Source organism: Kribbella sp. NPDC051586 (assembly GCF_044453965.1).
GTDB lineage: Bacteria > Actinomycetota > Actinomycetes > Propionibacteriales > Kribbellaceae > Kribbella.
In genome coordinates, this window is record NZ_JBITDF010000002.1 from 926553 (window position 1) to 952661 (window position 26109).

At 68.7% G+C, this 26109-nt stretch carries 25 protein-coding genes; 11 read left to right on the top strand and 14 right to left on the bottom strand.

Annotated features, from left to right (window positions below; translation table 11 throughout):
- Positions 1–194 precede the first annotated feature (194 nt).
- Positions 195–488 (top strand): WhiB family transcriptional regulator, encoded by a 294-nt coding sequence (locus ACIA58_RS14790; RefSeq protein ID WP_131350551.1) that lies wholly within the window; start codon positions 195–197, stop codon positions 486–488.
- A 15-nt stretch (positions 489–503) separates the two neighbouring features.
- Here ACIA58_RS14790 and ACIA58_RS14795 read toward each other — a convergent pair whose 3' ends face one another.
- Genes ACIA58_RS14795 through ACIA58_RS14820 form a run of 6 tightly spaced genes read right to left on the bottom strand, consistent with a single transcriptional unit; the run spans position 504 to position 4790 of the window.
- A complete protein-coding gene (locus tag ACIA58_RS14795) occupies positions 504–920 on the bottom strand; it encodes a PLD nuclease N-terminal domain-containing protein (protein WP_396404174.1) in 417 nt (138 codons plus the stop codon).
- A gap of 26 nt (positions 921–946) precedes the next feature.
- The gene (locus ACIA58_RS14800; protein WP_396404175.1) at positions 947–1819 is read right to left on the bottom strand and encodes an ABC transporter permease; all 873 of its coding nucleotides are present in this window, start codon (positions 1817–1819) and stop codon (positions 947–949) included.
- The gene (locus ACIA58_RS14805; protein WP_396404176.1) at positions 1809–2585 is read right to left on the bottom strand and encodes an ABC transporter ATP-binding protein; all 777 of its coding nucleotides are present in this window, start codon (positions 2583–2585) and stop codon (positions 1809–1811) included. The genes ACIA58_RS14800 and ACIA58_RS14805 overlap by 11 nt, the downstream gene beginning before the upstream one ends.
- A 29-nt stretch (positions 2586–2614) precedes the next feature.
- Positions 2615–3685, bottom strand: a complete 1071-nt coding sequence (locus ACIA58_RS14810) for an ABC transporter substrate-binding protein (RefSeq protein WP_396404177.1) — start codon at positions 3683–3685, stop codon at positions 2615–2617.
- Positions 3686–3718: 33 nt separating this feature from the next.
- Positions 3719–4630: a sulfite exporter TauE/SafE family protein gene (locus tag ACIA58_RS14815; protein WP_396404178.1), complete on the bottom strand. Its 912-nt coding sequence runs from the start codon at positions 4628–4630 to the stop codon at positions 3719–3721.
- 55 nt (positions 4631–4685) lie between these two features.
- Complete coding sequence (locus ACIA58_RS14820) at positions 4686–4790, bottom strand: putative leader peptide (RefSeq protein ID WP_396404980.1); 105 nt, start codon at positions 4788–4790, stop codon at positions 4686–4688.
- 139 nt (positions 4791–4929) lie between these two features.
- On the opposite strand from ACIA58_RS14820, the gene ACIA58_RS14825 reads away from it, so the two are divergent.
- Positions 4930–7512 (top strand): family 78 glycoside hydrolase catalytic domain, encoded by a 2583-nt coding sequence (locus tag ACIA58_RS14825; RefSeq protein WP_396404179.1) that lies wholly within the window; start codon positions 4930–4932, stop codon positions 7510–7512.
- Here ACIA58_RS14825 and trmB read toward each other — a convergent pair.
- Both trmB and ACIA58_RS14835 read right to left on the bottom strand, forming a co-directional pair.
- A complete protein-coding gene (gene trmB / locus ACIA58_RS14830) occupies positions 7493–8203 on the bottom strand; it encodes a tRNA (guanosine(46)-N7)-methyltransferase TrmB (protein WP_396404180.1) in 711 nt (236 codons plus the stop codon). The two genes, ACIA58_RS14825 and trmB, sit on opposite strands and share 20 nt — an antisense overlap.
- 13 nt (positions 8204–8216) lie before the next feature.
- The gene (locus tag ACIA58_RS14835) at positions 8217–11123 is read right to left on the bottom strand and encodes a bifunctional [glutamine synthetase] adenylyltransferase/[glutamine synthetase]-adenylyl-L-tyrosine phosphorylase (protein ID WP_396404981.1); all 2907 of its coding nucleotides are present in this window, start codon (positions 11121–11123) and stop codon (positions 8217–8219) included.
- Positions 11124–11376: 253 nt separating this feature from the next.
- On the opposite strand from ACIA58_RS14835, the gene ACIA58_RS14840 reads away from it, so the two are divergent.
- Positions 11377–11904 (top strand): hypothetical protein, encoded by a 528-nt coding sequence (locus ACIA58_RS14840; protein ID WP_396404181.1) that lies wholly within the window; start codon positions 11377–11379, stop codon positions 11902–11904.
- A gap of 173 nt (positions 11905–12077) precedes the next feature.
- Here the strand turns inward: ACIA58_RS14840 and glnA are convergent, their stop codons facing one another.
- On the bottom strand, positions 12078–13418 hold the full coding sequence (glnA, locus tag ACIA58_RS14845) for a type I glutamate--ammonia ligase (protein ID WP_396404182.1): 1341 nt from the start codon (positions 13416–13418) through the stop codon (positions 12078–12080).
- A gap of 112 nt (positions 13419–13530) precedes the next feature.
- Here glnA and ACIA58_RS14850 point away from each other — a divergent pair, with 112 nt between their 5' ends.
- Positions 13531–13935: a hypothetical protein gene (locus tag ACIA58_RS14850; RefSeq protein ID WP_396404183.1), complete on the top strand. Its 405-nt coding sequence runs from the start codon at positions 13531–13533 to the stop codon at positions 13933–13935.
- On the opposite strand, the gene ACIA58_RS14855 is transcribed toward ACIA58_RS14850, so the two are convergent.
- Entirely contained in the window at positions 13864–14790 is a 927-nt protein-coding gene (locus ACIA58_RS14855; protein ID WP_396404184.1) for a hypothetical protein, read from the bottom strand. The two genes, ACIA58_RS14850 and ACIA58_RS14855, sit on opposite strands and share 72 nt — an antisense overlap.
- Positions 14787–15260 carry a hypothetical protein gene (locus ACIA58_RS14860; RefSeq protein WP_396404185.1) on the bottom strand — a complete coding sequence of 158 codons (474 nt, stop codon included), beginning with the start codon at positions 15258–15260 and terminating at the stop codon, positions 14787–14789. The genes ACIA58_RS14855 and ACIA58_RS14860 overlap by 4 nt, the downstream gene beginning before the upstream one ends.
- A 56-nt stretch (positions 15261–15316) precedes the next feature.
- Here ACIA58_RS14860 and ACIA58_RS14865 point away from each other — a divergent pair, with 56 nt between their 5' ends.
- From ACIA58_RS14865 to ACIA58_RS14890, 6 genes are all read left to right on the top strand, one after another.
- The gene (locus ACIA58_RS14865; RefSeq protein WP_396404186.1) at positions 15317–15991 is read left to right on the top strand and encodes a peptidoglycan recognition family protein; all 675 of its coding nucleotides are present in this window, start codon (positions 15317–15319) and stop codon (positions 15989–15991) included.
- 236 nt (positions 15992–16227) lie between these two features.
- Positions 16228–16863, top strand: a complete 636-nt coding sequence (locus tag ACIA58_RS14870) for a GNAT family N-acetyltransferase (protein ID WP_396404187.1) — start codon at positions 16228–16230, stop codon at positions 16861–16863.
- On the top strand, positions 16860–17381 hold the full coding sequence (locus tag ACIA58_RS14875) for an AAA family ATPase (protein WP_396404188.1): 522 nt from the start codon (positions 16860–16862) through the stop codon (positions 17379–17381). The genes ACIA58_RS14870 and ACIA58_RS14875 overlap by 4 nt, the downstream gene beginning before the upstream one ends.
- A gap of 52 nt (positions 17382–17433) precedes the next feature.
- Positions 17434–19206 carry an NAD+ synthase gene (locus ACIA58_RS14880; protein ID WP_396404189.1) on the top strand — a complete coding sequence of 591 codons (1773 nt, stop codon included), beginning with the start codon at positions 17434–17436 and terminating at the stop codon, positions 19204–19206.
- Positions 19207–19370: 164 nt separating this feature from the next.
- Positions 19371–21725, top strand: a complete 2355-nt coding sequence (gene panB / locus ACIA58_RS14885; RefSeq protein WP_396404190.1) for a 3-methyl-2-oxobutanoate hydroxymethyltransferase — start codon at positions 19371–19373, stop codon at positions 21723–21725.
- A gap of 103 nt (positions 21726–21828) precedes the next feature.
- Entirely contained in the window at positions 21829–23475 is a 1647-nt protein-coding gene (locus ACIA58_RS14890; protein ID WP_396404191.1) for an alpha/beta fold hydrolase, read from the top strand.
- On the opposite strand, the gene ACIA58_RS14895 is transcribed toward ACIA58_RS14890, so the two are convergent.
- A complete protein-coding gene (locus ACIA58_RS14895) occupies positions 23420–24319 on the bottom strand; it encodes an aldo/keto reductase (protein WP_396404192.1) in 900 nt (299 codons plus the stop codon). The two genes, ACIA58_RS14890 and ACIA58_RS14895, sit on opposite strands and share 56 nt — an antisense overlap.
- Positions 24320–24408: 89 nt before the next feature.
- Between ACIA58_RS14895 and ACIA58_RS14900 the strand changes: the two genes are divergently transcribed.
- Complete coding sequence (locus ACIA58_RS14900) at positions 24409–24906, top strand: NUDIX hydrolase (protein ID WP_396404193.1); 498 nt, start codon at positions 24409–24411, stop codon at positions 24904–24906.
- On the opposite strand, the gene ACIA58_RS14905 is transcribed toward ACIA58_RS14900, so the two are convergent.
- The gene (locus tag ACIA58_RS14905; protein WP_396405000.1) at positions 24903–25079 is read right to left on the bottom strand and encodes a hypothetical protein; all 177 of its coding nucleotides are present in this window, start codon (positions 25077–25079) and stop codon (positions 24903–24905) included. The genes ACIA58_RS14900 and ACIA58_RS14905 overlap by 4 nt on opposite strands.
- Before the next feature lie 63 nt (positions 25080–25142).
- Positions 25143–25889, bottom strand: coding sequence for a helical backbone metal receptor (locus tag ACIA58_RS14910; RefSeq protein WP_396404194.1), 747 nt, complete (start codon positions 25887–25889; stop codon positions 25143–25145).
- Positions 25890–26109 lie beyond the last annotated feature (220 nt).

The window sequence follows — 26109 nt, forward strand, 5'->3', positions numbered from 1 at the left end:
TGTCACACGACGTGATGACGTGAACACCTGCGCCGCCTCCGTGCGCCTGAAAGAGCCCCGATCACGGGCCGCAACGGCACGTGGTGATAACGAATGGCCCGAACTTCGAGACAACAAGGGTTGAACTACGTAAGAGATGAGCATAGTTTTCACCGAGCGCCCGTCCGCGCTCACGGTGAGTCAAGGAGGTTGCCATGTCGAGAGGGATGCCTCGCCTGCCCCGCCCGCTCATGGATCTGTGGGACTGGCAGTCACAAGCCGCATGCCGGGACGTCAACCCGGAACTCTTCTTCTCTCCCGAATCGGAGCGTGGCGTTCGCAAACGCGCCCGCGAGATGGTCGCCAAGTCGCTGTGCGGGACCTGCCCCGTCCAGCCCGAGTGCCGGCAGCACGCGCTCTCCGTCGGAGAGCCGTACGGCGTCTGGGGCGGCACCACGGAGTCCGAGCGCGACAACACCCTGCTCCCCGAGCACCGGAAGTCCGCCTAGGCACAACCGGAGAAGTCAGGCGTTCCCGTCGTCGGTTTCGGACGGGGTGTCGTCGGACGTCTTCTTCGGCTTGTCCTGGGGACGGTCCTTCGGGCGGTCCTTGTCCGCCGGATCTTCGGGCTCCGGCGGCTTGACCGTCGTGCGCGGGTCCCGGTAGCGGTCCAGCGACTTGAGGAAGTCCGGATCGTCGTCGGGCGCGAGTGGGCGGCTGACCGGCCGCGAGGGCCGTACGACGGTCTCGCGGTCGCCACCGCCCTGGGTGCGCGACATGAGCAGCCAGACGATCGGCCCGACGAACGGGACGAACACGATCAGGACGATCCACACCAGCTTGGGCAGGTGCGGCACGTCCTCGTCGGGTGTCTGGATGCAGGAGAACAGCGCATACACGCTGAGCACCAGGCTGATCAGGAACGGCAGGAATCGAACCACGCTCCAACAGTACGGCGCTGACCCCATCAGCGGGTGGAGGTGGTGAGTCCTCGGGCTCGTAGGACGGTGTTCTCGAGGGGGCGGAAGACGAGCAGTTCGATGCCGACGCCGACCGCGAAGATCAGGACGATGCCGGCGAAGACCATCGAGATGTCGGACAGCGACATGCCGTTGTGCAGATACTGCCCGAGTCCTTCGCCGAGCTCCGGTGAGGTGGCGATCAGCTCGGCGGCCATCAGCGACCGCCACGAGAACGCCCAGCCCTGCTTGAGTCCGCCGAGGAACCCTGGCAGCGCGGCGGGCAGCAGGATGTACCGGATGCCGCCGAGCCGGCCCGCGCCGAGGGCCTTGCCGACCCGCGGCAGGATCGGCGGCACCTGGTCCAGACCGGAGACGAGGCCGTTCGCGATCGAGGGCACGGCGCCGAGCAGGACGACCCAGTAGATCGCGCGGTCGTTGAGTCCGAACCACAGGATCGCCGCCGGCACCCACGCGACCGAGGGCAGGCTCTGCAGGCCGGACACGAGCGGCCCGATGCCTCGGCGTACGACGGTGATGTTGGCGATCGCGAGGCCCAGGGGTACGGCGATGAGCAGCGAGATCGCGAAGCCGATGACAGCGCGGTGCACCGATACCCAGAACAGTTCCGCGATGTCGCCGCTGGTCACCAGCTGCCAGATCTGGCTCCAGACGGCCGCCGGTGCGGGCAGTTTGAACTCGGGCCAGAACGCCGCGGCCCACAACGCCTGCCAGATCGCCACCAGCACGACGATCGCGCCGATCGGCGGCAGGACCCGCGCGGCGATCCGCCGTACCCGGGATCCCTCGGGCGCGTTGACCGGGGTGTCGAGGGCGTCCAGGCCGGCCTCGACGGATCCTTCCTGGACGTCAAGCGGCATGACTGCTGATCACCTTGCGGAGCGCGGTGTTGATCTCGTCCACAGCCCCGGGCGCGTCCTCGACATTCCACTGCCGGACGACCCGGCCCGGTCGTGACGACAGCAGTACGACGCGTTGGCCGAGGCGCACCGCCTCCCGGACGTCGTGCGTGACGAACAGGATCGCCGTACCGGTCGCACGCCAGATCCGGAGCAGTTCACCCTGCAGGACGTCGCGGGTGATCGCGTCGAGCGCAGAGAACGGCTCGTCCATTAACAGCAAGGACGGCTTGCCCTCCGCGTCATCGGCGTTGTCCGCGGTGGACGCCAGCGCCCGCGCCAGGGCGACGCGTTGGCGCATACCGCCGGACAACTCGTGCGGGCGCTTGTCCCCCAGCCCGGCCAGCCGGACCAGCTCGAGCAGCTCGGCCGCCTTCGCCCGCCGCTCTGCCTTCGGTACGCCGGCCATCCGCAGCGGAAGCTCGACGTTCCCCGCGGCGGTCAGCCACGGCATCAGCGCGGCCTCCTGGAAGACGACCGCCGGCCGCGACGAGTTGAGCTCGATCCGTCCTGCCGTCGGCTGATCCAGGCCCGCGACGAGGTTCAGCAGCGTGGTCTTGCCGCAGCCGGACGCGCCGAGCAGGCAGACGAACTCACCGGGCTCGACCTCGAGATCGACGCCGTCCAGCGCGACCACCGACTTCCGGCCGGTCCCGAACGTCTTGCCCACTTGATGAAACCGCACCGGGCTGAGTACGTCCGGCAAGGTGTCGATGGTCGCGGTCATTGGCTTCCTCCTGGCTACTTCGAGTCCAGCTACTTCGAATCCAGGCCGGCGGCGTCGACCGTCGGCTTGCCTGCCTTGCCGAGTACGTCGTTCAGCGGGCCGAGGTCCGCGAACCCGGCCACCGCCGGCGCCTCCTTCGCGATCCCGGCCGTGACCTGGTCCTTCGCCAGCTGCGGGAACGTGCTCGCGATCGGGTCCGCGGTGATCTGGATGTTCTTGAACGCCCGGTCGATCACGGCGGGCTTCAGCGCCTTACCGGTCGCTGCCTTCAGCTGGTCGTTCACCACGGTCTTCGCATCGCCGGGATTCGTCGCGCTGTAGTCGATCGCCGCGACCAGCCCGGACAGCAGCGCCTTCACCGTCTCCGGGTGCTCCTGCAGGAACTGGGTCCGGACGATCAGGACCGTCGTCGGGAACTTCCCGTCCGGCCACAGCGACGCCTCGTCGAGCAGCACCTTCGCGCCCGCGTCGAGGACGAGCCGCGACGACCACGGCTCGGGCAGCCAGGCCGCGTCCACATCGCCCTTCTTGAACGCGTCGAGCGTCTGCGCGTTCTCCAGGTTGGTCACCTTGACCTTGCCGGTCAGGTTCTTCTGTGCGAGCCACTTCTTCAGCGACACGTCCTGCGTGTTGCCCAACTGCGGGGTGACCACGGTCTTGCCGACCAGGTCGTCCGGGTTGGTGATCGTCGGCTTCACCACGAGCTGCGCGCCGCCGGACGTCGTACCGGCGATCAGGCGGACCGCTTCGCCGTGGGACTTCGCGAAGGCGTTGATCGCGGGACCGGAGCCGATGAACGACGCGTCCAGCGAACCGCCGAGCAGCGCGCCGACTGCCTCCGGACCGGCGTTGAACTGGGTCGGCACGAGCTTGGTGCTGCCGAGCTCCTTGGTGAACAGACCCTTGCCGAGACCGACGAGCGCGGCGGCATGGGTGACATTCGGGAAGTAGCCGAGCCGCAGCTCGGTGGCGGGACCCTGGTCGCTCGACGCGACCGGCGTCTCGTCGGCGCCGCCGGCGCGCGAGCAGCCCGCGGCGGCGATGGTCAGGGCAAGGGTGGCAGCGAGCAGGCGGAACGGACGAATGGCGGGGATGCTCACGAGAAGACCTTTGTCTTGAAGGAAAGCGGAGCTTCAGGAAGCCGGCTCGAGCTCGCGCTCGTCGACGACGGCCTCGAGTTCGGCGTCGGTGGCCGTGCGGCGGGCGAGCCGGATCCCGTAGAGGACCAGTGCCGCCCAGCCGGCCACGAGGGCGGCGTACACGGCGTACCGCGGGCCGGTGGTGACGTCGAGGCCGTTCAGCAGGGTGCGCGCGTTGGTCAGGATCAGCACGAGGCCGACCGCGACACCGAGCCAGCGGGTCGCCAGCCGGGACACCAGCCACGCGGCCAGCGGGGCCGCGATGACGCCGCCGATCAGCAGCGCGGCGACGATGCCGTACGGCAGGTTGTCGCGACCGAGCCCGAACAGGAAACCGATGCTGGCGGCGACCGAGACCAGGAACTCGGCCGCGTTGACCGATCCGACCGCGCGCCGCGGCGCCAGCTTGCCGCTGGACAGCAGCGCGGAGTTCGCGACGGGTCCCCAACCGCCACCGCCGGTGGCGTCGATGAAGCCGGCCACCAGGCCGAGCGGACCGAGGAACTTCCCGGCCGGGCGGCCTTCGATCACGGCCCGGACCTTCCCCGTACCGAACCGGACCAGGATGTAGACGCCGAGCAGGAGCAGCAGACCGGCGACCCACAACGAGGCCGACTCGGTCGACAGGCTGGACAGGAACGTCGCGCCGACGAACGCGCCGACAGCGCCGGGCGCACCGATCAGCGCGACCACGCGCCAGTCGACGTTGCCGAAACGCCAGTGCGACAGGCCCGAGGCGAGCGTGGTGCCGACCTCGGACAGGTGCACCGAGGCGGAGGCGACGGCCGGGGAGATCCCGGTGATCAGCAGAGCCGTACTGGCGGTGACGCCGTACGCCATGCCGAGGGTGCCGTCGACGAGTTGGGCGATCGAGCCCAGCAAGGCGATCAGGATGAGACGACGCACGGAAGTACTCCCACAGGTCGGTGACGGGCTGACGGGCGGAGTGGTACGCCGAAGGTCAACAACCCGAGGAGTTCACGCGGAGCAGATCGACGTGCCGGCGGCGCGTCAGCGCATCGCCGGGAGCGTTCGAAGTGATCTGCACCCATCCATGAAAGCGCACAAAGTCGAGCAAGATGCTCAGGTTTCAGCATCTGGGACGGTGAATCACTAACCAAGACAAACGATCAGGATCGATCATGATCGGCCGGTTGTGGTCAGACGGTTGAAAGCCGAGCGCGCCGCTGCCTACGGTCCTGAGCGTGCTGACTCCCCGATCTCTCAAAACCGAGTACGCCGTCCGACCGCTCGGCGTCGACGTGAACCGGCCGCGGTTCTGCTGGGTCGCCACCGCGCCCGGGTACGGCGCGACGCAGGCGGCGTACCAGATCCTCGTCGCCTCTGCGCCGGAGCTGTTGACTCCGGAGAGCGCGGACGTGTGGGACTCGGGCAAGGTGGACTCTTCACAGACCTTCGGCATCGAGTACGACGGTCCCGCGGTGGCGCGGACGCGGTACCACTGGACGGTCCGGCTCTGGGACGAGCGGGTCGGTGAGTGGGCTGCACCGGAATGGTTCGAGACCGGGCTGCTGGACGAAGGCTTCGCGGCGGCGCAGTGGATCGGCGGCGCGACCGACAGCGCTCCCCTGCTGCGGCGCGGGTTTGCCGTCGACGGGACCGTACGGCGAGCGCGGCTGTACTCGAGCGGGCTCGGGTACGCGGATCTGCGGTTGAACGGTCACGCGGTGAGTGACGCAGTACTCGATCCTGGCTTCACCGCGTACGACCACACTGTCCTTTATGTGACGCACGACGTCACCGAACTCCTGCAGTCGGGGGAGAACGTGGTCGGCGCCGAGCTCGGACGCGGATTCTTCGGCCTGACCTCGGTGAACGTCTGGCGCTGGCACGATGCGCCGTGGACCGCCGACCCGCGGCTGATCGCGCGGCTGGTCGTCGAGTACGACGACGGGCGCGTGGACGAGGTCGTGACGGACGAGTCGTGGCGCATCACCGGTGGACCGACGGTGTCCGATTCCCTGTATCTGGGCGAGACGTACGACGCCCGCCGAGCGCTGCCCGGGTGGGACGCGGCCGGGTACGACGACTCGTCCTGGTCGGCGGCCGCGATCGTCGAGGCGCCGAAGGGGAAGGTGACCGCCCAGGCGCACGAGCCGATCCGGGTGGTCGAGACCGTCGATCCGGTCGAGGTGACCGAGGTCCGGCCGGGCGTGTGGATCGCGGACTTCGGGCGCACCGGTGCGGGCTGGACCAAGCTGTCCGTCGCGGCGCCGGCCGGTACGACGATCAGCCTGACCCACGGCGAGACGGTTGCCGATGGCAACGTGGCGGCGTGGAACGTGCACGTCGACGGCGACCGGATCCAGCGGGACGAGTACGTTGCGGCTGGCAACGGTGTGGAGACGTGGGAGCCGCGATTCTCGTACAAGGGCTTCCGGTACGTGCAGATCGAGGGCGCGCGGGCCGACGTTCAGATGCGGGTGGTGAACTCCGATGTCTCCGGCGTGACCCGGTTCGCTTCGTCGCAGGCGCCGTACGAGCAGTTCGAGCACGCGATGCGGCGGACGATCCTGAGCAACCTGCACGGGATCCCGACCGACACGCCGTACTTCGAGAAGAACGGGTGGACCGGGGACGCGCAGGTGGGCGCGCCGACGATGCTGGCGACGCTCGACCTGGCCCGGTTCTTCACCAAATGGCTCGGGGACATCCGGGACAGCCAGGCCGACTCCGGGCAGCTGCCGGTGATCGTGCCGTCGAGCGGGTGGGGGTTCACCGACCTCTCCCCTGCGACCGAGTGGCCGACGGTCTACCCGTTCCTGCTGCGCGAGATGTATCGCTGGTACGGCGACGAGCGGCTGCTGCGCGAGCACTGGGAATCGCTGACGAAATACCTGGTCTGGGAGCTGGACCGGGTCGAGGACGGGCTGTCGGTGAGTGTGCTCGGCGACTGGCTGCCGCCTGGGTTCGGGAGCGGCCCGGCACCGGAAGACCGGCGGCTGACGGGTACGGCGTACCTGTATCGGGCCGTCGTGGTCGCGGCCGAGATCGGTGAGTTGATTGGGCGGCCCAACGACTATCGCAAGGCCGCGGCCGAGCTCGCGGACGGGCTCAACCGGGCCTTCCTGGATCGATCGGCGGGACGGTACCGATCGGCCGACGATCCGGACTACCGGCAGACGTCGAACGCCGTGCCGCTGGCGTTCGGGATCGTGCCGGACGACATGGTCGACCAGGTCGCAGCGGGACTGGCCGCGGACGTCGAGGCGCGCGGGTTCCATCTCAACACGGGTTGCCTGGGCGTCGGCGTACTGCTCCCGGTGCTGACCGCGCACGGGTACGGCGACGTGGCAACGAAGGTCGCACTGCAGCGCAGCTATCCGAGCTGGGGTTACTGGTTCGACCTCGGCGCGGACACGATGTGGGAGAAGTGGGAGGACGACTCGCGGTCGCGCAACCACTACTTCCAGGGCACCGTCGTGCAGTGGATCTTCGAGAACGTCGCCGGGTTGCGCGTCGTCGACGCGGGCTGCGAGCGGATCGTGGTCCGGCCCGATGCGCGCGACGAGGTGGACTCGGCGAGCATCCGGACCGAGACGATCCGCGGGAGGGTGTCGGTCTCCTGGAAGAGGACGGGACGGGTGCTGTCGTTGGAGGTGCAGGTGCCGGTCGGTACGACGGCAGTAGTGCACGTACCGTCGGCGGCTGCCGCGGACGTTGCCGCCGTACCGCAGTCGTTCGCGGGCGAGGCGACGTACGACGACGGGTACACGATCTACACGGTGCCGGCCGGGCAGTGGCACTTCACCAGTCGGTCGGCGTGATCTTTGTGTAGATGAGGTCGCAGACCTCGCGGCCCTCGGCCTGCGCGCGGGACTCGAACTTGGTGACGGGCCGCCATTCGGGACGTGGAGCCCAGCCGTCGTACTTGTTGTGCAGCGACGGCTCGGCTTCGCAGACGTCGAGCATGCGGTCGGCGTAGTCCGCCCAGTCCGTTGCCAGGTGCAACGTCCCGCCCGGCTGCAACCGGGACGCGACCAGCGCGACGAACGGCGGGCTGACCAGACGGCGCTTGTGGTGCCGCTTCTTCGGCCACGGGTCCGGGAAGTAGATGCGTACGCCGGCCAGCCTGCCCGGCGGGACCTGGTCGCGCAGGAACTCGACGGCGTCGCCCCGGAGCAGACGGACGTTCTCGAGGTCGTACTTCTCCACCCAGAGCATCAGCTGGCCGAGTCCCGCGGGGTACACCTCGGCGGCGAGATGGTTGACCTCCGGCGCGGCGACGGCGAGCTGTGCGGTCGCCTCGCCCATCCCGGAGCCGATCTCCAGCACGGTCGGCGCTTCCCGGCCGAACCACTCGGCGAGGTCCAGCTCACCGGGCGGCAGGTCCTCCTGCGTCCGGCCGAGGTCCGACCATTGCGTCTGCCAGACCCGCTTCTGCCCAGCCGTCATCCGAACGCTGCGCCGGACCGTGCTGAAGACTCCCGGTTGCCTGACCTGATCCACTGCTTCCACCGACACGAGTGTATTAGTCGTCCCAGAACAGGTGGGCAACGGTGTTGTGGGCCCGGCGGGTGGTGCGGAGGTAGTCGTCGGAGAAGCGGCTCGACTCGCCAGGCGGGTAACCGCAGATCTGGGCGACGGCGGCGAGGTCCCGGGGATTGCGTGGCAACGAGTCGCCGGGGCGGCCGCGGACGAGCATGATCGCGTTGCGGATCCTGGTGGCCATCTCCCACGCGGCACGCAGCGTGTCGGCCTCGGTCGGGTCGACGAGGTTGGCGTCCACGCCGGCGTAGAGCGCTCCGAGCGTGCGCGTCGTACGCAGAGTCGGGACCCGGTGCGCCTCGCGGAGCTGCAGGAGCTGGACGGTCCACTCGATGTCGGCGAGACCGCCGCGACCCAGCTTGGTGTGCGTGGCCGGGTCGGCGCCTCGTGGGAGCCGCTCCGCGTCGACGCGTGCCTTGATGCGACGGATCTCCATCACGTCCCGTTCGCTGACGCCGTTCTCCGGGTAGCGCAGCGGGTCGATCAGTTCGCGGAACGATTGGCACAGGTCGGCGTCGCCACACAACGGGTCGGCCCGCAGCAGGGCCTGCGCCTCCCAGACCGCCGACCACCTGGCGTAGTACGAGGCGTACGACGCCAACGTCCGCACCAACGGCCCTTGCCGACCCTCCGGCCGCAGGTCCGCGTCGACCGCGACCGCCGGATCGGTCCCCGGCAACGCGAGCAGCCGGCGCAGTTCGGTCGCCGCCTGGGTCGCGAAGTCCGTCGCCGCCTTCTCGTCCGCGCCGGGCTTCGGGTCGTGGACGAACATCACGTCGGCGTCGCTGCCGTAGCCGAGCTCGTGCCCGCCGAACCGGCCCATCGCGACGATCGACATCCGTGTCGGCTCCGGCTCGCCCTTCGCGATCGCCCTGCGGGCAACCTCCAGCGCGGTCGTCAGCGTCCCGACCGAGATGACGGTCAGCGCCTGACCGACCGTCTCCACGTCGAGCAGTCCGGACAGATCGGCGGCCGCGATCCGGAACAGCTCCCGTCGCCGGACCGCGCGGATCGCCGCGACCGCGGCCTCCGGCGCATCCTGCCGACGGGCCGCCGCGGACATTTCCGCCAGCAGCGCGTCCTGGGTCCGCGGAGTCAGCTCCCGCTCGTCCGCGAACATCGCGGTTGCCTCGGGCGCGCGCTGCAACAGGTCGACGGCGTACCGGCCGCTGGCCAGCAGATGCGCGAGGCGCTCGGCCGATGCGCCTTCGTCCCGGAGCTGGCGCAGGTACCAGGGGGTCGAGCCGAGTGCATCGGAGATCGTGCGGAACGCGAGCAGACCGGCGTCCGGATCCGGTGACTCCGCGAACCACCCGAGCATCGCGGGGAGCAGCGCCTTCTGGATCGACGAGCGCCGCGAGACACCCTCGGACAACGCCTCGATGTGCCGCAGCGCCGACGCGGGATCGGCGTACCCGAGCGCCGTCAGCCGCTGCTTGGCCGCCTCCGGCGTCAGGCGGACCTCGTCACCCGGGATGCGTGCGACCGCCGCGAGCAGGGGCCGGTAGAACAGCTTCTCGTGCAGGCGGCGTACCTCGAGTGCGTGCTTCTTCCATGCCGCGGTCAGGTCGGTGATCGGGTTCTTCGTGAAGCCGAGGGAGCGGCCGAGCCGGCGCAGGTCGGCCTCGTCGTCGGGGACCTGATGGGTACGACGCAGGCGGTACAGCTGGATGCGGTGCTCCATCGAGCGCAGGAACCGGTACGCATCTGCCAGTACGGCGCCATCGGTGCGGCCGACGTACCCGCTGGTGGTGAGGGCCTCGAGCGCGACCAGCGTCGTACCGCTGCGGACCGACTCGTCGCTGCGGCCGTGGACGAGCTGCAGGAGCTGTACGGCGAACTCGACATCCCGCAGCCCGCCGGGGCCGAGCTTCAGTTGGCGATCGACGTCCGCGGCCGGGATGTGGTCGACGACGCGACGGCGCATCGCCTGCACGTCGTCGACGAAGCCCTCGCGGTCGGCCGCCGACCAGGCGAGGTCGCCGATCCTCTCGGAGTACTCCTGGCCGAGCGCCGCGTCGCCCGCGACCGGACGGGCCTTGAGCAGCGCCTGGAACTCCCACGTCTTGGCCCAGCGCTGGTAGTACGCGAGATGGCTGTCGAGAGTGCGGACGAGCGGGCCGGACTTTCCCTCCGGGCGGAGCGCCGCGTCGACCGGCCAGAGCGTGCCTTCGCCGGTGTGCGCGGAGCAGATCCGCATCGTCGCGGCCGCGAGCTGGGTCGCGGTCTTCAGCGCCGGCAGCTCCGGTTCACCTTCGAGCGGCTCGGCGACGAACAGCACGTCGACATCGCTGACATAGTTGAGCTCCCGGCCACCGCACTTGCCCATGGCAATGATCGCGAGGCGGCAGTCGGCAGCGCCCGGGTGCGCGGCGAAGTACTCGTCGCGCGCGATGCGCAGCGCGGTCTCGAGCGCCCCGCCGGCGAGATCCGCGAGTACGGCGGCGACCTCGTCGACGAGCAGGCCCTCGGCGAGATCACGTGCGGCCAGCCGCAGCAGCAGGCGGCGGTACTCGACCCGCAGCGCGTCGACCGGATTGTCTGCCTCGACCGCGGTGGCGAGCTTGGCGGCGACGTCCTCCACCGACGGGCGGGTGCCGGCCAGCGCCGGGTCGGCGAGGTCGTACCAGTGCCGTGGGTGAACGGACAGATGGCGGCCGAGCGCCTCGCTCGCGCCGAGCACGTACACGAGGCGTCGCCGGAAGCCCTCGTCCATCTCGAGCGTGCGCGCGAACGCGGCCACGTCGTACTCGTGCCGGTGCAGCGCCTCCGCCAGCCCGCAGAGCCCGTACAGCGCGAGGTCGGGATCGGCCGACTCCGACAGCGTGGTGATCAGCTGCTCGGTGGCCATCGGGCTGTGCGAGTCGAGGACGTCCAGCTCCTCGAGCATCCCCGCCGCCCGCTGCGGGTCCTCGAACCCGAGCCGAACCAGGCGTCCCTCCCACGACCCTCTCCGACCCTCAGCCACCCCCGCAATCTATCCAACTTCGCATCACGGCGGCTCCTTGGGCACCCCTCGACCGTCGCCGGAGGAGCACAATGGTCGGCGTGTTCACAAAGTCTCAGCTGGATCGCGGACAGATCGCGAGGAATACACGGTGTCGTGTAGCGGATTCGCTCAGTAGTCGGCATGATGGCTTCTCATGGTCATGATGACGGGGTCGCTCGCCGTGCGCGGAACGGTGCTCTGGCTGACACCACAGCAGGGCGGGCGAGTGTCGGGTCCGCCTGAGCCGGACTACGACTACGACTACACCGCGACGGCGTACCTCCCGCCACGCACGCCCGAGGACGGTCAGGCCGGGCTCGCGCTACGCCGCTTCGCGCCGGGCGCCTGGCGCACGCCGGCCGAGGGGATTCTCGTTCCGGCCAAGGGGAATCGGGCCCAGCAGGTGATCCCCGGCTGCATCGTCGTGATCACCGAAGGCGTCCGCCCGGTCGGGCTGCTCACGGTCGAAGAGGTGCACGCGCTGGCCCCGGATGGTACGCCGATCGTGGCCGCCGCCGTCCAGCCGGCTGCCGATGCTGTCGGGGCTGGGGCTGCTGCTGGCGGTGGTATTGCGGAGGCGTCGGCGCCGGCTGATCCGCCGTACCGGCACTCGACGGCGGCGTCACGGTGGGCCTCGAAGCACGCCTCCGACGACGCACCACCACAGCCCGCCGGAGTCTGAACACACTCTGGTGCAACCCGCCGTCGCGCTGGTCGTCGAGGGCTGGGCAGCCCGCGCCCAGCCCGCGGACGCTCGGTGGTGACTTTGAACATCGCATGGCCTGTCCGAGGTCTTCGTAGCGTGTCCAAGGTTCATTGAATGGCATTCCCTGACAGCCAACTCGTAGTGCGCCCCTACAGGACAGGTAGGAGTTTGTTCAGTTCGAAGGGGGTTACTTGGCGGCGGTAGTCCTGCCATTCGGCGCGTTTGTTGCGGAGGAAGAAGTCGAAGACGTGTTCGCCCAGGGTCTCGGCTACGAGTTCGCTGTCTTCCATGGCGCTGATGGCTTCGGCGAGGCTGCCGGGGAGGGGTTTGATGCCTAGGGCCTTGCGTTCGCGGGAGGTCAGGGACCAGATGTCGTCCTCGACCTCCGCGGGAAGCTCGTAGCCCTCTTCGATGCCCTTCAGGCCCGCGGCGAGCATCAAAGCAAAGGCGAGGTACGGGTTCGCGGCAGAGTCCAGCGACCGGAACTCGACCCGTGAGGACTGCCCCTTGTGCGGCTTGTACATCGGCACGCGCACGAGAGCGGACCGGTTGTTGTGCCCCCACGAGATGAACGACGGCGCCTCGTCCCCGACGGCCAGGCGCTTGTACGAGTTCACCCACTGGTTCGTCACCGCGGTGATCTCGCCGGCGTGGTGGAGCAGACCGGCGATAAAAGCACGACCGGTCTTCGAGAGCTGGTACTGCGCGCCGCCCTCGAAGAAGGCGTTGCGGTCACCCTCGAAGAGCGACATGTGGGTGTGCATGCCCGACCCGGGCTGATCCGACAGAGGCTTCGGCATGAAGGACGCGTAGATGCCCTGCGACAGCGCGACCTCCTTCACCACGACGCGGAACGTCATGATGTTGTCCGCGGTCGACAGCGCGTCGGCGTACCGCAGGTCGATCTCCTGCTGGCCGGGCCCGCCCTCGTGGTGGCTGAACTCGACCGAGATGCCCATCGACTCGAGCATCGTGATCGCCTCGCGGCGGAAGTCGTTGCCGATCCCCTGCGGCGTGTGGTCGAAGTACCCGGACGAGTCGACCGGCTCAGGCGTCGTACCAACGGCGCCCGTCAGCGACTTGAACAAGTAGAACTCGATCTCGGGATGCGTGTAGAAGGTGAAGCCCAGATCCGCAGCGCGAGACAGCGTCCGCTTCAGCACGTGCCGCGGGTCCGCGAACGACGCCGATCCGTCCGGCATGTTGATGTCGCAGAACATCCGCGCGGTGCCCATCGTCTCGCCGCGCCAGGGCAGGATCTGGAACGTCGACGGGTCCGGCTTGGCCAGCATGTCGGCCTCGGTCACCCGGGCGAACCCCTCGATCGCCGACCCGTCGAACCCGAGCCCCTCGGCGAACGCGCTCTCCAGCTCGGCCGGCGCCACGGCGACCGACTTCAGGAACCCGAGCACGTCGGTGAACCAGAGCCGCACGAAGCGTACGTCGCGCTCCTCCAGCGCGCGCAGCACGAACTCCTGCTGCTTGTCCATCAGTCCACCTCTCGCCCAGGTCCAGAACTTCTCACAGTGTGCCCCGTCTCTGTTAAGCAGACGTTACGTGCCCAGGCGGACACAGGCATGGTCAGGGGCCTAGCGTGTTCCCGTGCAGACGATCTTCCACGCAGCGCTCATCGTCGCCGCGGTCCTCTGCCTCAGCGACCTCATCCTGAGTACGGCGCGCTTCGTGCAGTCGCTGCGCCGGAAACGACCGGCCGAGCGGGACGTGCTCGGCCGCCGCTGGCTGCCGGTCCCGGAGCTCGGGTTCGGCATGTGCGCCTTCTGCTGCCCGGGGCTGGTGACGCTCGGCCTGACCCATCACGACGCGGACAGCCTGCCGACCAAGCAGATCCTGCTCGCCGCGCTGGTCTTCGGGTACGCCGGTGCCGTGCTGTCCCGGATCGTCCGTACTCCGGGGCCGGGCGGTCGCCGGTTCCGCCTACGCGCCGGCCTGCTGCTGGGCCTGCCGGCCCTCTTCGGCCTCGTGTTCGGCCTGTCCGGCGTCGTCTGAGCGATCCTTGGCCCGCCGCGCCCGTCGAGCCTGGTACCAAGGCACGACCCGCTCGAGCGGGGCGAAGGCCAGCCAGCAGACGACCGTCGGCAGGAAGTGGATCAGCAGGATCGCCGTGTTCGCCGCGTGGAACCCGAGGAAGAACAGGGCCCCGAGCAACTGCCACTTCCCCTTGAGCCACAGGATCACCGGCGAACAGAACTCTCCGATGATGCCCACCCACTGCATCACGTGCAGCACCCACGGATAGTGCAGCAGCCACTCCCCGACCGGGTGCGGCCGCCGCACGATCGCCCAGGTCAGTACGGCGCTCCCGGGCCAGGTCAGCGCCCATCCGGCACTGCGCAGCTTCGCGATCGAGGACAGGAAGTACGTCGCGATCACGCAGATCTGGATGCACCGGATCACCCACCCGGCCGCCTCGGACCGGGTCTGGTCGCCGTACGACGCCCGCCCGCGCCGGGCACCGCCGACGGTCGGGAGGACCCACAGCGCGATCACCAGCGCGAGGTGGTCGTGGTCGACCTTGCCATCGCTCATCCCGATCAGTACCCACCAGGTGAACGCCGGCGCGACGATCCAGCCGGCGATCCGCGGGAAGTAGTTCGACGCACCGATCAAGCAGGCCGCGATCAGCACGAAGTACAGCGCGGTCGTGTTCGCGACCGAGGGTGTCGGCAGGTGCAGCAACCGCTCCAGCAGCAGCGGCTGGTAGAGGTCCGGATGCTGGCCCTTGTCGCGGGTGTCGCGGACGAAGGCGTGCATGTCGAGGATGACGAACAGATACAGAACCGTCCGCAACCAAGCGATCCGCCCGAGCGCGATCGCCGGCGTGAACCAGTTGGCCGCCCTCATCGCCGCACCTCCCAGGTCGCCAGCACCTGCGACGTCGGCGGTCCTTCGACCCGGCCCTTGACCAGTTGGGTGGTGTCGCGGATCAGCTCGAGCTTCACGTACTTCGGCTTGTCAGGATGCTTGCGCGCCCACCCGTCCGCGACCTGCTGCAACAGCGACGGGTCCTTCACGATCTCCCCGGACCGCGCCTCGATCTCGGCCCGCGCCACGCCGGCGCCCTCGATGTTCAGCGGTACGTCGACCGTCGTACCGGCGTCGGTGACCGCGCTGATCCGGGTGTAGTCGATCTTGGCGTCGTCGGGCACGGACATCGCGTACTGCGACATCGGCCCGAACGGCCAGGCGTCGTCGGACGCCCGCACCGATCCGTTGATGAGCAGACCGATGCCGACCACGGCGACGAGGACCCGCAGACCCTTGCCGACCGGGCTCAGCCGGACGACGTCCTGCCCCTCCTGACTCTGTGTCACCACGTCATTAGATCATTCCGGTTTGGGGGCGTTGTTCGTAGGGAATTTTCTACAGCATGACCGCCCCAGAAAATATCCAACGCGCCCGGGTCTCCCGGCGTACGTTGCTCGGCGCGACCGCCGGCGGCGTACTGCTCGGCGGGGCCCTGACCGCAGCCATGCCCACAACAGCGCTCGCCGCCCCCGCGCCGCGCTGCTACACGCGCACCGAGTGGTCGGCGCGCCCGCCCAAGTCGGCGACCCAGGTGATCGGCAAGCCCGACCACATCGTCATCCACCACACCGCGAGCCCGAACGTCACGGACTACTCGCTCGCGGCGGCGTACTCGGTCCAGCACTGGATCCAGGACCTGCACATGGACACCAACGGCTGGATCGACATGGGCAACCAGCTCACGATCAGCCGCGGCGGGTTCCTGATGGAGGGCCGGAGCAAGTCGTTGTCGGCGATCAACAACGGCCAGAACGTCCTCGGCGCCCAGACCGCGAACGAGAACAGCCACACGATCGGCATCGAGCACGAGGGCATCTACGTCACCGAGAACGTCACGGTCGCGTTGTTCGACATGTCCGTGCTGACGTGCGCGTGGCTGTGCACGAAGTACGGTCTGGATCCGCATGTCGCGATCGTCGGGCACCGCGACTACAACACGACGCAGTGCCCGGGTGACGTGTTCTACGCGCGACTGCCGGAGCTGCGCGACAGAGTGGCCGCTGTCCTCTTCGGTTAATAGGTGATCCTCCGGATCAGGAGCTCGAACGGGCCGCGGCAGTTGACTCGCCGCATCCGGTCGGCGAATTGACACAGGTAGCACGTCAGCGACCGTTGCCCGACAGCCGCGATCGCCAGGGTGACCGGGCCCTGGCGATCGCTCGGGGCCAGCGGTCCTTCCACCGCAGCGCCCACACACCGAACAGCATCCGAAGTCCCTGCGGGTGTGAACCTTCGTCGCTGTTCCATGGATGGATGCACGAGGAAGCCCTGACTCGCTGGCAGCGCGGGTGGTCCGCGTCGCGAGGGTGGACCGATTACCAGCAGGTCGACGACGTCACCGTCGTACGCGTCGGCGAACCCCAGCGACGGGTCCAGTACGTCGCGACGGAGCAGAACGCGACCGCTGCCGCCCATCTCGCGCTGACCGACTGCCATCCGCCCGGTACGTCGTGGCTGACGATCGCCACCGACGACCCCGATCGCCTCGCCGCCGGCCTCAAGCCGCTCGAGGCGATCCGCACCCAGTGGCTGATGACGATCAGCCTTGCCGAGCAGGCGACGTACCCGGTGCCCGCGCCGTACATCCTCGAGGTGTCCGAGACGCCTTCTGTGATCGACGTACGGATCTGCGGCTACGGCGAGGTCGCCGCCAGCGGCCGGATGGCGGTACTCCACACGGGCGCGGTCGCCGACATGATCACCACCGACCCGGCCCATCGCCGCCGGGGCCTGGCCCGAGCCGTTATGACCGCTCTCGCCCAGGCCGCATCCACCCGGACCGCCTATCTCTCTGCCTCCCCCGACGGCCGCCCGCTGTACGAGTCCCTAGGCTGGACCACCCTCATCCCGGTCCTAGTGGCCCGCACAGCAGGAACCTCACCGACATGAAGCAGATCATCGCGTTCACCGGATTGCCAGGCACCGGCAAGTCGACGCTGGCCGAAGCACTCGCGACCGAAACCGGAGTGCCGGCTTTCGCCGGCGACTGGTTGCTCGGCGCGCTCCGACCGCACGGCGTACTGCGTGGGCTGGAACGCCCGGTGTTCCTGGACATGTACTACGACCTGCTCGGGACTTTGATCAAACGGCAGTTGATGCTCGGGCAGTCGGCGATCGTGGATTGTCTGGTGAATGAGGAGATCGCCGCCCGGTGGGACGAACTGGCCGCGGAGTACGACGGGCGACTGCGCCTCGTGGAGTGTGTCTGCAGCGACGAGGAAGAGCACCGGCGGCGGGTGGAAGGCCGGTGCCGCGGCATCCCCGGATGGCACGAGGTGGGCTGGGATCACGTCGAGCGGATGCGGAGTGAGTATCCGCGGTTGGCGCGCGAACGGCTGACGGTGGATGCGATGGATTCGCTGACCGGGAACCTACTTCGGGTAGGTGCTTACATTCGGCGTACGTAAGAGGTTGGAGAGGGGCGTGGGGATGCGGGCCCGGACCCAGTAATGTGCTCCCGTGCCTCAACTCCGAGTGGCTCTTGCGCAGCTCAATGTGACCGTGGGTGATATCGCCGGGAACGCCGACAAGATCGTCGCGTGGACCCGGAACGCGGTCGAGCAAGGCGCGCATGTGGTCGCCTTTCCCGAGCTCGGGCTGACCGGCTACCCGGTGGAGGACCTGGCCCTGCGGGCATCGTTCGTGGACGCGTCGCAGGCGCGGATCCACGACCTCGCGCAGCGGCTCGCCGACGAAGGACTCGGCGACATCGTCGTGGTCTGCGGGTACCTCGACCGCGCGAGCGGTACGGCGATGGGCATCGACCGCCTCGGCCGGCCGAAGGGCTCCCCCACCAACTGCGCCGCGGTGATCCACCAGGGCCGGGTCGTCACCAGCGCGGTGAAGCACCACCTGCCGAACTACGGCGTCTTCGACGAGTTCCGGCACTTCGTCCCCGGCAACACCCTGCAGGTGATCCGGATCCACGGCATCGACGTCGCGCTCGTCATCTGCGAGGACCTCTGGCAGGACGGCGGCCCGGTCGCGGTCACCCATGAGGCCGGCGCCGGTCTCCTGCTCGTGATCAACAGCTCGCCGTACGAGGCCAACAAGGACGACACCCGCGGCGACCTGGTCCGGCGCCGCGCCCGCGAGGCCGGCTGTGCGCTCGCGTACGTCAACCTCGTCGGCGGCCAGGACGAGCTCGTCTTCGACGGCGACTCGCTGGTGGCCGATGCCGACGGCAAGGTCTTCGCCCGCGCCCCGCAGTTCGAGCAGGGCAGCATGATCGTCGACCTGGACCTCCCGGCCGCGTCGGGTACGCCGGAGGGCACCCACGAAGGCATCGAGATCGTCCACACCGTGCTGCAGGACGAGGCGGTGCCGTCGTACGACGCGATGGACCCGGTGATCGCACCGCACCTGTCGGACGAGGCCGAGATGTACGGCGCGATCGTCACCGGTCTGCGCGACTACGTGCAGAAGAACGGCTTCAAGTCCGTCCTGCTCGGACTTTCCGGCGGCATCGACTCGTCGCTGGTCGCCGCGATCGCCTGTGACGCGATCGGCGCCGAGCACGTCTTCGGGATCTCCAACCCGAGCGTCTACTCCAGCGACCACTCCAAGGACGACGCCGCCGAGCTCGCCGCGCGTACCGGCCTGAACTACCGCGTCGTGCCGATCCAGCCGATGGTGCAGCCGTTCCTCGACACACTCGGCCTGACCGGGCTGGCCGAGGAGAACCTGCAGGCCAGGGTCCGCGCGGTGGTCTGGATGGGACTGTCGAACGCCGACGGCCACCTGGTGCTTGCCTGCGGCAACAAGTCGGAGCTGTCCGTCGGGTACTCCACCATCTACGGTGACGCGGTCGGCGGGTACGCACCGTTGAAGGACGTCCCGAAGACGCTGGTCTGGCGGCTCGCGAAGTGGCGCAACGCGGAGGCCAAGGAGAAGGGGCAGCAGCCCCCGATCCCGGAGAACTCGATCGCCAAACCACCGTCCGCCGAGCTTCGCCCGGGGCAGCAGGACACCGACTCGCTGCCGCCGTACGATCTGCTCGACGACATGCTGGACGACTACGTCGAGCAGGACCGAGGCAGTGCGGAACTCGTCGCTGCCGGGTTCGACACCGGGCTGGTCACGAAGGTGATCCAGCTCGTCGACCGCGCGGAGTACAAGCGCCGGCAGTACCCTCCGGGCCCGAAGATCACCCACAAGGCCTTCGGCCGGGACCGCCGGTTGCCGATCACGAATGCATGGCGTGAGGACGCACGAAAGGCAGCCGAGCACTGAGCGACTCCTGGCGGTACCGCCCATCATCAGACAACCCGTGGGGCTCGTCGGACGACCTGCACGACCGCTCCGGCCTGCCCCGCGACACCTACCCCGACGATGTGAGCGATCGCTCACCCTCGGGCGGTGGCGCTCACCCTCCGCAACGGTGGGACGATGGCAACATGGTTGACAACTTCCTGTCGGCCGGTACCCAGGACGACGACGAGGAGTTGCCGTCGCCGTACGGGACCGGACCGAAGAATCGGACAACCGAGGAGCAGCGCCGCTCGGACTACGACAACGACACCTGGCGGGACCGTGGCCCAGGCAGCTCCGGGCTCGGCCTCGACCCGTCGCCGTCGTTGCCGAACGCACCGCGGACCTACGAGCGCGGCCCGGTGCCGCAGCAGCCGTACGTCCCGAAGCCGCCGTACCTGCCGACCGCTCCGCCGCCGTCACAGCACCAGCCGCGGCAGCAACCGCCGCAGCGGCCTGAGTACTACGGTGAATCGCGGGACGAGTCCTACGACCGGTACCAGGAGCAGAGCCCGTTCCGTCCGCAGCAGCCGCCGGCACAGCAGCCTCCGCAGGCGCCGCAGACACCAGCGGCACCGCAATCGGGACAGCCGCCGCAGCAGGGGCGGCCCAGTCCGTTCGGGCCGGGAAGCAACGGCGCGCCGGGGAATCGCGCGCCGCAGCCTGGTCAGCCGACTGGACAGCCGCCGCGGCCGCCGGCTCCGCCGCAGTCGAGCAATGGGACGAGCAACGGAGTGAGTCCGCGGCCGCCGCAGGCGTCGAACGGCAGCACCAACTGGAGTGGTCAGGCACCGCAGCCGTCTCCTGCACCGCAGCCGCATTCGCCCGCGCAGAGCAACGGATTGAGCAACGGGCACAGCAACGGGCACAGCAATGGGCACAGCAACGGACTGAGCAACGGGGTGAGCGGTAGCTCGAGCAACGGGCTCGGTCCGCAGCAGCCGCCGCGGCAGGCGCCACCCGCGCCCCCGCACGAGCCGCCGCACGAGCCGGTGCGTGCGCAGGAGGCTGCCCAGCCGCAGGAGCCCGCGCGTCCCGAGCAGCCACCTCGTCCCGAGCAGGTTGCACGCCAGGAGCCGTCTCCGCACGAGCAGAGGGCTCGGCGGGAGCTTGCCGCCCTGCAAGAGCAGTTGGCCAGACAGGACCGCGAGCAGGCTTCGCGGCAGGAGCAGGCGCCTCGGCCGGAGCAGCAAGCCCGTCAGGAGCAGCCGGCACGCCGCGACGAGCCGGCCCGACGCGACCTCCCCCAACGTCAGCAGGAGCCGGCGCGCCCAGAGTTCGCCACACGCCCGGAAGAGCCGGCGCGGCCGGAGCAGGCAGCGCGGCCGGAGCAGGTGGCGCGGCCGGGTGCTGCTCCATCGACTCCTTCGACGCCGATGGATACGCAGACGATCACGGCGTACATGCCGGACATGATCGAGGGTTATCAGCAGGACAACGCGTACCTGTCGGATCCGAGTGCGGAGTACGAGAGCAACGCGCCGGTCAGTGAAGAGCCGGAAGGCCCGCGGCCGATCGGTGCGCGGCGGCGTGCGAATGTCCAGCAGGATGCGCCCAGCCAGATCGGCGCCGAGCCCGCCTCGTCGTCGCATCGGGCCGCGCGCCGCGCGCAGGTGTCCGCCAGCACCGCGGGCGACACCGACGGTCCGTCGGCGTCCGGCGGCAACCAGCCGGCCCAAGGCGGCTCGAGCGAAGCATCCAAGCGACCACGGCGGTACCGCGTCCACCACCTCCGCGACTTCAAGAACCGCGGCGAGAAGTGGGCGATGCTGACGGCGTACGACCAGTACACCGCCGAGATCTTCGACCAGGCAGGCATTCCGGTGCTGCTGGTCGGCGACTCCGCCGCGAACAACGTCTTCGGCTACGATACGACCCTGCGGGTGACCGTCGACGAACTCATTCCGTTGGCGCGCGCGGTCGCGGGTGCGGTCGAGCGGGCGCTCGTCGTCGCCGACCTGCCGTTCGGTTCGTACCAGGCGTCGCCGGAGCAGGCGTTCCACACCGCCGTCCGGTTCATGAAGGAAGCCGGCGTGCACGCGGTCAAGCTCGAGGGCGGCCGGAACATGGTGCCAATGGTCGAGAAGCTGACCCAGTCCGGCATCCCAGTGATGGCGCACATCGGCTTCACGCCGCAGAGCGAGCACAGCATCGGCGGGTACCGCGTCCAGGGCCGCGGCGATCAGGCCGCGGGGCTCATCGACGACGCCGTCGCGCTGGCCGAGGCCGGCGCGTTCTCTGTCGTCCTGGAGATGGTCCCCGGCGACGTCGCCGCCGAGATCACCAAACGCGTCCCGATCCCGACCATCGGCATCGGCGCGGGTCGCGACACCGACGCGCAGGTGCTCGTCTGGCAGGACATGGCCGGCCTCCGCTCGGGCAGCATGCCCCGGTTCGTCAAGCAGTACGCCGACCTGCGGGGCATCCTCTCGACCGCGGCGGCGACGTACGCGTCGGAGGTTGCATCGGGCGCCTTCCCGGGAGACGAGCACACCTTCTAAGCCACTCATCGTGCCGTCCGGGTAGCTCTCCGGATACCCCCGCGAACCCTTGTTCCTCCCGGTTTCGCGGGTTCACGATGTTTGCGGCAAAAGGGGAGGGCCGATGAGAATTCGTCGATTATTTGTTGCCGCAGGCGTCTCGTTCGCGCTGGTTGCCGGAGTAATCAGCTCCATTCCAGCCGCGAGTGCCGCACCGTCCAGCTCGTCCGGGCACAAGCCGGCGAGCTACACGCCACCGCCGGTCCAATGGGGCGCGTGCACAAGCGCGACGCTCGCCGGCCGGGGCGCGCAATGCGGGTTCGTCGTGGTGCCGTTGGACTACGAGCACCCGGGTGGAACGAAGATCAAGCTCGCGGTGTCGCGGGTGATGCACAAGACACCGGATTCGCAGGCACAGGGTCCGATGCTGGTGAACCCGGGCGGACCGGGCGCTTCCGGACTGATCTACGCGATCTTCGGTGAGTTCGTGCCGAACGGCGCCGGCGACGCGTACGACTGGATCGGTTTCGATCCGCGCGGTGTCGGTTCGAGCCAGCCCGCACTGAGCTGCATCCCGGACTACGCCGGTTACAACCGTCCGTTCTACGTCCCGGTGACACCGAAGCTCGAGCAGGTCTGGATCAACCGCTCGAAGGCCTACGCGAAGGCCTGCAACAGCGCACAACACGCACTGCTCGGTCACCTGACCACGCTGGACTCGGTCCGCGACATGGAGAGCATCCGTAAGGCGCTCGGCGCCCCGCAGATCAACTACTACGGCTTCTCGTACGGCACGTACCTCGGCCAGGTGTACGGCACGTTGTACCCGAACCGCTTCCGTCGCGTCATCTTCGACGGCGTCGTGAACGCGACCCGCGTCTGGTACAAGGCCAACCTCGACCAGGACATCGCCTTCAACAAGAGCGTCAAGGTGTTCTTCGCGTACGTCGCCGCGCACAACTCCGTCTGGCATCTCGGCACCACCGAGCGCGCCGTCGAACTGCGGTACTACGCCGAAATGTACAAACTGATCGGCCATCCCGCCGACGGCAAGATCGGGCCGGACGAGTGGAACGACATCTTCACCCAGGCCGCGTACTACGTGTACGGCTGGGTGGATGTGGCGAGCGCCTTCGCCGGCTGGGTCCACAACCACGACGCCGCTCCGCTGGTCGCCCTGTACGGCTCCCCGCCGTTCGACGACAACGGGTACGCGGTCTACCTCGGAGTGTCCTGCACCGACGCGAAGTGGCCGACCAACTGGAACACCTGGCGCCGTGACAACTGGCGAATCTACGCCAAGGCGCCGTTTCTGACCTGGAACAACGCATGGTTCAACGCACCGTGCGCCTTCTGGCCCGCCAAGGCCGGCAACCCGGTGAAGGTCGACGGCCGTCACGTCCAGAGCGCGCTGCTGATCAACGAGACCCTCGACGCGGCAACGCCGTACTCGGGCGCCTTGCAGACCCGCAAGACGTTCCCGCACTCGGTGCTGATCGAAGGTGTCGGCGGTACGACGCATGCCGGCTCGCTGTCCGGTGTGGCCTGCACGGACGACCGCATCGCGGCGTACCTGGAGACCGGTGCGCTTCCGGCCCGTCTGCCAGGGAACCGCTCCGACGTCAAGTGCCCGCCGGTCCCGGCGCCGCAGCCGGACGCCGCTCTGGCATCGGCAGCGAAGGCCGGATCGGGCGGGAGTGCGCTCCGGGAGGAGCTCAGATCCACGGTAGGGCCGACCGTTCGGTCCAGTACTCCTCGGGCTGCTGGATGAACTCGGTCAAAGGTCCGTCAGTTCGATAGGCGAGGTTGCTCGCCAGTTGGGAAGCAGTCGTGGCTCCACTGAGGACGATGTCGGCCCAAGGTTGAGCCGCGGCTGCGCCGATCGCCAGCGCGTCGGGGGCGACGCCGTGCTGGTGCGCGAACTCGTTGAAGGGCGTCTCACCGGCACGGCTGGTGAGGCGCCCGTTCGCGACCGCCTCTTTGACCACGACGAACCAGCCGGCTGCGTGGGCCTCGTCGAGGGCCGGTCCTGCAGAGGGCTCCAGGACGTTCCAGGTCGCCTGTACGGCGGAGAACGGCGTACCCAGGGCGACTGCCTTGCGAAGGGTCTCGGCCTGACGTGGTCCGCTCGTGGAGAGGCCGACGCGAACGCCGGAGTCCGTGAGTTCGCGCAGGCGGTCGAGCAAACGCTTGTCGCCGAGCGCGGGACTGTCGGCGGTGAGGCTGTGGACGAGGTAGAAGTCCGGCGGTCCACCAAGCGCTTGAAGGGTCTCCGGCCACTGCCGCTCGAACGTGGCGAGGTCGTGACTCTTCACCTCGTGCGTGTCCGCGTCGTGCCGCCATTCACCGACGTACGTGTAGCCCCACTTCGACCCGATCGTGAGTTGCCTACGGCGCTCCGGCGTGAGCCACTCGCCGAGGAACTTCTCGGCAAGACCGTACGAACGCGCGGCGTCGAAGTACCGAACACCGGCCTGCCAGGCCTGCTCGAGCAGCTGGTGCGTGCGCACCCGGAGATCGTCGACCGCCCGTCCCGGCGGGAGATCCTCGTCGTGCCCGAGATTGATGTACCCCGGACGTCCCAGCGCTGCCAGCCCAAGACCGATACTCGCCATGCCACCGATCGTAGATGTCTGCGGCAACCATGTGAGACGCGCCGCAGCACCCGACGAACAGCAAGCCGCGTCCCTTACCGTTTTGTGGTGTGAGCGAATCTCAGCTGCCACCACCAGGAACGGTCCGACGCCGGACGACGGCCCGCGTGCTGCCGGTGCGTCCGGACGGCAAGGTGCTGCTGCTGCACGGCTGGGATCCGCTGAAACCGCAGACGCCGTACTGGTTCACCATCGGCGGTGGCGTCGAAGCCGGTGAGACCGTCGGCGAAGCGGCCAGTCGTGAACTGCGCGAAGAGGTCGGGATCGTGCTGCCGGCCGACGCGCTCGGTGTGCCGGTGGCGACGAACACGATCGAGTTCGAGTGGGGCGGGTGCCAGATCATCCAGCACCAGACGTTCTTCGCGGTCGCGGTGGACAGCGTCGACGTGACCTTCGCGAACCAGGAGGAGCTCGAGCTGCAGACCATCAGCGCGCACGGCTGGTGGTACGGCGACGACCTCGAAGCGACCGGTCAGGCCGCGCACGTCACCATCCCGGGCCTGCTGCGGCAAGCGGCCGACGCGATCACACTGCGACGGGCGTCCTAGCGGGCGCGCGCCGCCTTGAAGACCTTCTTCGGGACCTTCTTGTCCACCTTGTAGTGGACCTTGTCGATGCGCTTCGCGCAGCCTGCCTTGGACAGGCGCATCAGCACCACCGGGCACTTCTTGCACCTCGGCTTGTCCTTGCAGCACTTCTTCTTCGCGGTCATCGACGGCACTCGGCGAGTGTAGGTGAGGCATACCTAACCGTCTAGATGACAACGCAGCTACCGTGGCGGACATCACTCCAACTGGCCGGCCAGGACCTCCCGCGCCTCGACGAGCGACGGCCCGTACCAGGTGAGATGCCGCCCCGAGATGCACCGTGCCGGATTGCCGAACGCCTCCGGACCATCCGCCGGAGAAAAGGCATAAGGCTCGTCCGGAAGCACCACGATGCCGTACTCCGGTAACGCGTCCGGGTCGAACCTTGGATAACGCTCGCCGGATTCCGCAAGCACGTTGTCGATGCCGATCCGGGAGAGTAGATCGCCCGCGAACGTGTCCCGCCCCAACGCCATCCACGGCCGCCGCCAGATCGGTATCACCGCCCGCCGGCGCATTCCGTCGTACGGCGAACTCCACACAACTCGCGCTTGCTCCAACCATGCCGGCACGTCACCGACGATCGCGGACAGCATGCGACCGAGTGAGTCGAGTGATTCGGGCACTGTTGCCGGCGCGGTCACCCAGACCGCGATTCCGTGCTCGCGCAACGCGTCGAGATCGGCCGCGCGATTCTCCTCGGCGTTCGCCACGACGACGTCCGGCGCGAGCTCGGCGATGCGCTCGACATCAGGATTCTTGGTACCGCGAACACGTACGACGTCGAGGTCCGCGGGATGCGTACACCAGTCGGTCGCACCAACGATCAACGACGGATGCGTGACCGCGATCGACTCCGTCAACGACGGCACGATGCTCACCACACGACGTACCGCGGCAGGTAGTCCGACCACGTTGCCGACGTCGTCGTACACGCTCTTCACAGGTCCGTCGCACCTCACCTTCGCAGGACGTTGCCGAGGACAACACTCGCCGATCGGGGCACTTCACGGCAGATTCTGCCGCGTGTCGCCAAGAAATTCTTGAGCCTATCCGGCATGCTCACGGCACGGCGGAATCCCTTCTGCACAAGGATTTTCGGCATTTGCGCCGCTCTTTGCCGCCAGTTCGCCTTAACCTGTAGACGTTTCGGGTGCTTTACGT

What these genes read in the sequence shown, in the direction of transcription:
- ACIA58_RS14790 (WP_131350551.1), top strand. Translation starts at nt 195, where the DNA reads ATGTCGAGAGGGATGCCTCGCCTGCCCCGCCCGCTCATGGATCTGTGG.
- ACIA58_RS14800 (WP_396404175.1), bottom strand. Translation starts at nt 1,819, where the DNA reads ATGCCGCTTGACGTCCAGGAAGGATCCGTCGAGGCCGGCCTGGACGCC.
- ACIA58_RS14805 (WP_396404176.1), bottom strand. Translation starts at nt 2,585, where the DNA reads ATGACCGCGACCATCGACACCTTGCCGGACGTACTCAGCCCGGTGCGG.
- ACIA58_RS14835 (WP_396404981.1), bottom strand. Translation starts at nt 11,123, where the DNA reads ATGCTCGAGGAGCTGGACGTCCTCGACTCGCACAGCCCGATGGCCACC.
- ACIA58_RS14840 (WP_396404181.1), top strand. Translation starts at nt 11,377, where the DNA reads ATGGTCATGATGACGGGGTCGCTCGCCGTGCGCGGAACGGTGCTCTGG.
- glnA (WP_396404182.1), bottom strand. Translation starts at nt 13,418, where the DNA reads ATGGACAAGCAGCAGGAGTTCGTGCTGCGCGCGCTGGAGGAGCGCGAC.
- ACIA58_RS14855 (WP_396404184.1), bottom strand. Translation starts at nt 14,790, where the DNA reads ATGAGGGCGGCCAACTGGTTCACGCCGGCGATCGCGCTCGGGCGGATC.
- ACIA58_RS14865 (WP_396404186.1), top strand. Translation starts at nt 15,317, where the DNA reads ATGACCGCCCCAGAAAATATCCAACGCGCCCGGGTCTCCCGGCGTACG.
- ACIA58_RS14870 (WP_396404187.1), top strand. Translation starts at nt 16,228, where the DNA reads ATGCACGAGGAAGCCCTGACTCGCTGGCAGCGCGGGTGGTCCGCGTCG.
- ACIA58_RS14875 (WP_396404188.1), top strand. Translation starts at nt 16,860, where the DNA reads ATGAAGCAGATCATCGCGTTCACCGGATTGCCAGGCACCGGCAAGTCG.
- panB (WP_396404190.1), top strand. Translation starts at nt 19,371, where the DNA reads ATGGTTGACAACTTCCTGTCGGCCGGTACCCAGGACGACGACGAGGAG.
- ACIA58_RS14890 (WP_396404191.1), top strand. Translation starts at nt 21,829, where the DNA reads ATGAGAATTCGTCGATTATTTGTTGCCGCAGGCGTCTCGTTCGCGCTG.
- ACIA58_RS14895 (WP_396404192.1), bottom strand. Translation starts at nt 24,319, where the DNA reads ATGGCGAGTATCGGTCTTGGGCTGGCAGCGCTGGGACGTCCGGGGTAC.